Source organism: Bartonella sp. AP20NXHL (genome assembly GCF_042196165.1).
Classification (GTDB): domain Bacteria; phylum Pseudomonadota; class Alphaproteobacteria; order Rhizobiales; family Rhizobiaceae; genus Bartonella.
Map to the genome: position 1 here is coordinate 1 of NZ_JBHIPV010000029.1, position 7862 is coordinate 7862.

Annotated in this window: 5 protein-coding genes; 1 reads left to right on the forward strand and 4 read right to left on the reverse strand. The window is 36.0% G+C overall.

The window, feature by feature from the left end:
- On the forward strand, positions 1 to 4135 hold a 4135-nt coding region (locus ACFILL_RS08430; protein WP_375643730.1), incomplete at its 5' end, for a type ISP restriction/modification enzyme.
- Between the two features lie 918 nt (positions 4136 to 5053).
- Here ACFILL_RS08430 and ACFILL_RS08435 read toward each other — a convergent pair.
- The 4 genes from ACFILL_RS08435 to ACFILL_RS08450 form a co-directional block, all read right to left on the reverse strand.
- Positions 5054 to 5539 carry an SMI1/KNR4 family protein gene (locus ACFILL_RS08435; protein ID WP_375643729.1) on the reverse strand — a complete coding sequence of 162 codons (486 nt, stop codon included), beginning with the start codon at positions 5537 to 5539 and terminating at the stop codon, positions 5054 to 5056.
- A 52-nt stretch (positions 5540 to 5591) separates the two neighbouring features.
- The gene (locus tag ACFILL_RS08440; protein ID WP_273791574.1) at positions 5592 to 6179 is read right to left on the reverse strand and encodes an SMI1/KNR4 family protein; all 588 of its coding nucleotides are present in this window, start codon (positions 6177 to 6179) and stop codon (positions 5592 to 5594) included.
- Entirely contained in the window at positions 6176 to 6649 is a 474-nt protein-coding gene (locus ACFILL_RS08445) for an SMI1/KNR4 family protein (protein ID WP_273783967.1), read from the reverse strand. The genes ACFILL_RS08440 and ACFILL_RS08445 overlap by 4 nt, the downstream gene beginning before the upstream one ends.
- Before the next feature lie 21 nt (positions 6650 to 6670).
- A partial coding sequence (locus ACFILL_RS08450; RefSeq protein ID WP_375643727.1) for an HNH/ENDO VII family nuclease occupies positions 6671 to 7862 on the reverse strand: 1192 nt, incomplete at its 5' end.

Genomic DNA, 7862 nt, shown 5'->3' on the forward strand with positions numbered 1-7862 from the left:
CATGGAAACATCAGATCTTGTTCTCCCTGCTACCACGGATGCGAAAGCCCTTGCCAAAGAAGCTTGCGAAAACCTAGTAGACGCAATGACGGTGGTCTTTTCAACCTATCATTCTATCCAAGTGATTTCGGATGCACAAAAAGAATATGATTTACCCGAATTTGATCTAATCATTTGTGATGAAGCGCATAGAACCACTGGGGCTTCATTGGGAACTGAAGACAATGAATCTGAATTTATCAAGGTTCATGATAACAGCATCATTCGAGGTAAAAAACGTCTGTATATGACAGCAACGCCGCGTATCTTTAGTGATACTGCCAAAAGGCGGGCGGATGAGATTAATGCCGTTCTCGCATCTATGGACGATGAAACGCTTTATGGCAAACAACTCCATCATTATACATTCGCGGAAGCTGTCGATAATGAACTTTTAACTCCTTACAAGATTGTGGTCTTGGGTATTAATGAAACCTATATCACACCAGCCATACAGGAGATTATTGCCAATGAAAACCGTGAAATTGATTTAGATGATGCGGCAAAAATTATTGGCTGTTATAGAGCCCTGACCAAAATAGATAAGCAAGCCGCTGTTGATGATGATGATACAGAGCCCATGCAATGTGCTTTAGCTTTTTGCAAAGATATCAATACCTCTCAATATATAACAAAGCTCTTTAATAAAATTATCAAATCTCATATTGATGATTTCCTTCAAACCGTTCCCTTTCTAAACTGTGAAGTAAGACATATTGACGGAACGCAAAGCGTCAAAAAACGCAATGAGGAACTGGATTGGCTTAAAGGAGATGCTGGGAACAATGTTTGTCGGATCTTAAGCAATGTTCGGTGTCTTTCAGAAGGGATTGATGTCCCTGCTCTTGATGCGATCATGTTCTTACACCCACGCAATAGCCAAGTGGATGTGATACAGGCGGTGGGGCGTGTGATGCGCCGTGCTCCAAATAAGAAAACGGGCTATATCATTTTACCCATTATCATTCCTTCACACTTAGAAGCCAAAAAAGCTTTAAAAAACAATAAGAGATACCGTGTTGTTTGGCAAGTTTTGCATGCTTTACATTCTCATGATGAAAGACTTGCTCGGACAATTAATCAAATGTCTTTAGGACAAGATAGCAGCCATACGATTGAGATTATAGAGATTAAGCGTGAGGATGAATTAAAAGAGCTTACCACAACGGTTGATGAGATCTCGATACCATCAAAAGCAGAAAGTTCTGGACGTGTCATTGGAACAGCAGAAAGCAAATCTCAATCGGTATCTGGAGGACAAGGAGACCTATTCCGCCGTTCTGAATTTTTTGATTTTGTCAAAGCCATTTTTCTGGATAGTTTTAAAATCACCGATTATTGGGGCATATGGGCGAACAATGTTGCTGAGATTGCTCAAAACCATATTACGCATCTTCAAAACCTGCTTACTGATGAAAACAGTGAAACCTTTCATGCTTTTGATGCCTTTCATAAGGAATTAAAGAACAACGTCAACAGCGAAATCAAACAAGAGGAAGCGATTGAGATGTTAGCGCAACATCTTGTCACGCGTCCCGTGTTTGAAGCTTTGTTTGAAGGCAATGAATTTGTACAGAACAATGCTATTTCGCAAGCAATGGATAAGATCTTAACGGAACTGGATAAAACCAATATCGAAGAGAAAACGAAAGATCTTGATAAATTCTACAAAAGTGTCACATTCTGTACAGCAGGCATTACGGAAACTCATGCAAAACAGAATCTTATTATCAAACTTTATGAAAGTTTTTTTGCCAAGGCATTTAAGAAAACCACGGATAGGCTTGGGATTGTTTATACGCCCGTTGAGGTTGTTGATTTTATCATTCATTCTGTTGATGATGTGTTGCGTAATGAATTTGGCAAAAGCTTAGGGTCACGTGGTGTCTCTATTCTTGACCCTTTTACAGGTACTGGTACCTTTATCACACGGCTTTTACAATCTAATCTCATCAAACCAGAGGATATGGAATATAAATTCCGTCATGATATCCATGCCAATGAGATTGTTATCTTAGCTTATTACATAGCAGCGATTAACATTGAATCGACTTATCATAGTATCATGAAAGGTGAGTATATTCCTTTTAAGCATATTGGTTTGACTGATACGTTTCAGATGCTTGAAGAGAAAAATCTTCTACAGGAATTATTCAAAGAAAACAGTGAATATTTAGAGCATCAGAAAAATCTAAACATCAAAGTTATCTTTGGTAACCCTCCTTATTCTTCTGGTCAAAGAAGTGAGAATGATAATAATGCAAATGTAGAATATGAAATACTTGATAGAAGTATCCAAAATACGTATGCACTTAAATCTCAAGCAACATTAAAAAGAAATCTCTATGATAGCTATATTCGAGCGATTAGGTGGGCAAGTAATCGCTTAAATTCTCAAGGTGGTATTGTAGCTTATATTTCTGGAAATGGATGGATAGATAAAGCATTTGCTGATGGCATGCGAAAATGCTTACGAAATGAATATTCTTCTATTTATATTATTAATCTTCGTGGTGATATTCGAAAAAATATAAAATCAAAAGAGCTATCAAAGGAAGGAGGCAATGTTTTTGGTTTTGGAAGTCAAAACGGAATAGCTGTAACGATTTTTGTGCGCAATCCAAATAAAAAACAACCGTGTAAGATTTACTATCATGATATTGGAGATAATCTTTCCACCGCAAAAAAACTTGAGATGCTTCAATACTTTGGTAGTGTTGATGGCATCACAAATAAATCGAGTTGGAAAATAATTACACCGGATGAACATGGTGACTGGATTCATCAACGTGATAACAATTTCAAAACATTTTTAGCTATAGGCGATAAGAAGGGATGTAATTTCAGACTATTTGAAACATTTTCTCTTGGGGTTGTAACTAATCGTGATGCTTGGACGTATAACTCAAGCCATGAAACTTTAAAGAAAAACATGAGTAATATGATTGCCTTCTATAACAGTGAAGTGGAACGTTTTAATGATATCTATCCGCATGCTAGTCGCAAGATACGTACAAAGGCTGTAAATAATTTCGTTGATACAGATGAGAGGAAGATAAGTTGGAGCTATAATGTTAAACAAGAGTTAGTAAGAGGAAAAATCTTTGAATTTGAAAATAAATGCATCACGCAAAGTCTTTATCGTCCTTTTACGAAACAATGGCTATACTGCAACCGTACTTTTAATGAGAGAGTCTATCAAATGCCGCGGATATTCCCTATGGGGAAGGTGGTTGAAAATATGGTAATACAAATTACAGGTACGGGAACTCAATCGGGTTTTTCTGTACTTATGTCTAAAAGTTTACCTAATCTTGATGTAGTGGATAAAGGTCAATGCTTTCCACGCTATATTTATGAAGATGCTGAATCCTTGAAAAACAATAAAGAGAAACAATCCCATTTATTTACAGAAAAAAGCACAACAGCTGGTTTACAGAAGCATGATGCCATTACGGATGAAGGATTAGCACATTTTAAAGAGGCTTATCCTAATGAAAAAATTACTAAGGATGATCTATTCTATTACGTTTACGGTTTACTCCATTCGGAAGATTACCGTGCTCGTTATGCTGATAACCTCTCTAAAGAATTGCCTCGCATTCCTTGCGTAAAGAGTGCTGAAGATTTTTGGAAGTTTGTAACAGCAGGACGTGAACTGGGTCATTTGCACGTAAACTATGAAACTGTAGTACCTTATCCCGTGACCTTTAAAAAAGGCAATCCAAAACAGACTGATATCTCTAATCCAGAAAAGTTTTATTATGTGACTGAAATGAAATTCGCAAAAGCAGGTAAAGAGAAAGATAAATCAACTGTTATTTATAACAGCAATATCACAATGACAGATATCCCTCTTGAAGCTTATGAGTATATCGTTAATGGTAGACCCGCTCTTGAATGGGTTATGGGGCGTCAATGTGTAAAGACTGATAAAAAGAGCGGCATTGTTAATGATGCCAATCGCTATGCTGTTGAAACCATTGGCAACCCTGCCTACCCTCTAGAGTTGTTTCAAAGAGTTATTACCGTAAGTTTAGAAACCATGAAAATCGTAAAAAACCTACCAAATTTGGTATTAAAAGAAACTAAATAACTTATAAAGCATGCTCACATAATGGGTATGTTGATCTCACAAGTGGTATAGAGCTTATAACCATAATCTATACCTCTTTTGTTAAGTTGATTAGATACAATCCTAATATGCGTTATTCTAAAAAGAAGAAACTTGCACTTTTAGATACTCTTATTTGGATTGCTTTAAGATTTTTAAGAAACCCACTCTTAAAGTGAATTAGATTTTTTACATTGCCTTTAAAAGATTATACCGTAATCTAAAATGATAGCTTTATTGTTATCAAAAGCTTTGTTTAAAGAGAGTTATGTATATTCATTTTCTTATATTACTTATAGGTTTTGTAGGTTTCTCAAACTCTCAAAATACCTTCAAAAATATACCATTGGTTGTATTTATAGGTTGTATCTTAATATAGATTGTATCTCTAAAATGCTAATATATTGAAATATAATGACTTTTATTTTTCGATTGAAAAAATATATATAAAGGGGAGTAAAAGGAACTCTCAAAATACTCAAAATCTTCAAAACTCACAACCATAATGATCTTGATAGCATTTCATATGAATTACAAGCTATCTTTTGAAAGGCTTTAATGACTCACTAAAATGGTCTATTTTGTCAGTTCACTTTACTGACACATAACTGACAGGTTTTAATCAATTCACATCATTGGTTATCTTTCAAGATTGTACTCTTGATATGGGTTATGTTTTTAAAACACTAACCTATTAAAATATAATGTTTTTAATTTTTACTCATAAAAAAAACAATAGAGGCTCTAAAAAGAACTGACAACACTGACACGGTCTATTAAAAGGGATTTTGCTAATCTTTATAATGATCAATCTCTTTTTAGATGTTTTCATAACAAGCAATAAATCGCAATTATCCTATTTATCAACTAGTTGTATAACATCATCTAAGGTATAGGTTTTCATGAATCTTCCCCTGCATACTCTTTAATTCTTTTGCAGAGAAATTCATAAAAATTACTTGCGTAATATTCGCAATCTTCAGATGGAAGCATGACATAGAGTGGGCATTCACCATCCCGAAACTGCGTATAATCAAAGTAAAAAGTCTCACCAAAATCTGTTCTACTTACGATAAGCTGTTCTGGTGTCGCAAAACCCCTTTTTCTATTATTTAAGTTGCGGAAAACAATATCACCAGCAGCAATACCTATTCCACAATCCCTATAAACGCTACAGATTTCATAACCTCCAATTTCTCCTCCTTTATAATTTTTTAAAAAACTCTTATAAGAAGATGTGAATTGTAAACCGAGAGCTTTCTCCGCCTTTTCAATCACGAGATCACCAACTGCATTTTCTGCAGTACCCAAATTGATAATCTCATCATCATATTTATTCACTTTATCAATTAATACTGCAACATCAGCTAAGGTATAGGTTTTCATGGATGATCCTCAAAACGTGCGTTATAAACGCTCCATATTTCCACTATCAATTTCACCTCTTCCATAGTTTTTTCCAAAAGCTCTTGTAGAAAGGGATAGGTTGCGGAGTGGGAGTGTGCTCAATCTTTTCAATCGGTTGGTCACCATCAGGTATCTCAACTCCCGCGTGTACTTTAATTCTTTTGCAAAGGAATTCATAAAAATTACTTGCGTAATATTCGGACTCCTCATCCGCAAACATGACATAGAGTGGGCATTCACCATCCCGAAACTGCGTATAATCAAAGTAAAAGGTTTCATCAAGATCATAACTCACAACGAGCTGTTCTGGTGTCGCAAAACCATGTTTTCTATCGAGTAAGTTTTGGTAAACAATATCACCAGCAGGAATACCTTCCCCACAATCTCCATAAAGGCTATAAATTTCTTCACCACCAATTTCTCCTCCTCCATATTTTTTTAAAAAAACTTTGTAAGAGGATGTGAATTGTACGCCGAGAGTTTTCTCCGCCTTTTCAATCTGTAGATCATCCGTTTCATTCTCTTCATCATCTTCACTACCAAAATTAATAATCTCATCATCATATTTATTCACTTTATCAATTAATACTGCAACATCATCTAAGGTATAGGTTTTCATAAATCTTCCCCTGCGTGCTCTTTAATTCTTTTACAGAGAAATTCATAAAAATTACTTGCATAATAATGTGACGCTCCAGATGGAATCTCGACGTAAAGTGGGCATTCACCATCCTGAAACTGAGTATAATCAAAGTAAAATGTTTCACCAAAATCAGTTCTATTCACGGCAAGCTGATTTGGTTTTGCGAAACCATTTTTTATATCCGTCAAATGATAGAAAACAATATCACCAGCAGGACACTTATCAAAACTTGCGTTATAAATGCTAAATATTTCATAACCTCCAATTTCTCCTCCTTTATAATTTTTTAAAAAGTCTTTATAAGAAGTTGTAAACTTTACACCAAGAATTTTCTCAGCTTCTTCAATCCTTTCATTACTAACCGCATCCTCTGCAGTGCCAAAATCAACAATATCACTATATTTCTCAACCAACTCTGCAACATCATCTAAGGTGTAAGTTTTCATAATTTGTTCTCCTATAAATTGTTATTTTTTAATTTTTGTATCTTTCGGTTTATAACATTCAGCACATAACATCCAAAGTTCTTCTCTCAACTTTTTAAACAAATCTCTATCAATATCTGATCCCATTTCCTTAGGCCTATTATGAAGGATACGATGATATTTTTTATGAAACTCGTTTGTCACCATTGCTAGAGGACCATCATGTGTTTGCAATATGTGATGGAATTCAATGGATTTATCATCAAATCCTATGGGCGCTCTTCCTGCTGTCATCTTTTCAATATTTGTACCTTCTACTTCTTTCCCTTTTTCTATCCAAGTAACAATTCGGTAAGGATTAAACAGCTTTTCACTCTCATAAACTTCATATTTTTGAGTAATTATTTCTCCTTTGTGAGGTATTTCAAGCTCAAAAACAGTGGATTTTCTGTCTGACCATAAATGTTCTCCTTGTGTGAAATATTGAGTTTTAGCAATTTCATCTCTGATTTTTTCCGTTGATTGAGCAATGTCTTTTTCTGGATAAATATCTTTTATTTTATTTCTGACTTCTTCAATTGTCTGAGAAGCTTTGTTTCCTGTTTGCTCATGAACTGCAACAGCTTTATCGCTTATTTTTTCCGTTGATTGAGCGATGTCTTTGCCTGCTTTTGCAGCCGTTACCTCAGTCTTAGCAGCAAATTTAGCCAGAGCCTTTGCGCCAAGCTTTATGCCTCCCTTGGCTGCTCCAGCAACTCCTGTCATTAGGGATGCTGTTTCAGTCAATAATTTTCCAAATTCAAGTCCAGCATTAAAGGAACCACCAGCACCAGCTCGCTCATATTCCTCCTCCATTTTATTAATGCGATCTACATAGGACTGTCCAAGGGTCCGACCAATTGTCGCCAAAATCTCACCACTGCTGAAAAAATCTTTGAGCGCTTTCAAAGTCTCTTTGGGATGTTTGGCTAGTTGCCAAAAACCATCAACCGTATCGTATATTTCAGCCGGGACACCAGCTACCATACCTGCCCCAAAGCTTATATCTTGCCCTGTACTAATCGCAGACCACTTCGCAGACACTGCTGCTTCACATAAAAGGTCAGGACACTCCTTTAATTCTTTCTCCATCTGAGCTTGTTGAGCACTGCTGAGGTAGTTATTTGCAGCGGCATTACCTGCGGCATCAGCGCCGGCATCAACATTGCCACCGGCAAGGGCAGCGGCAACGCCC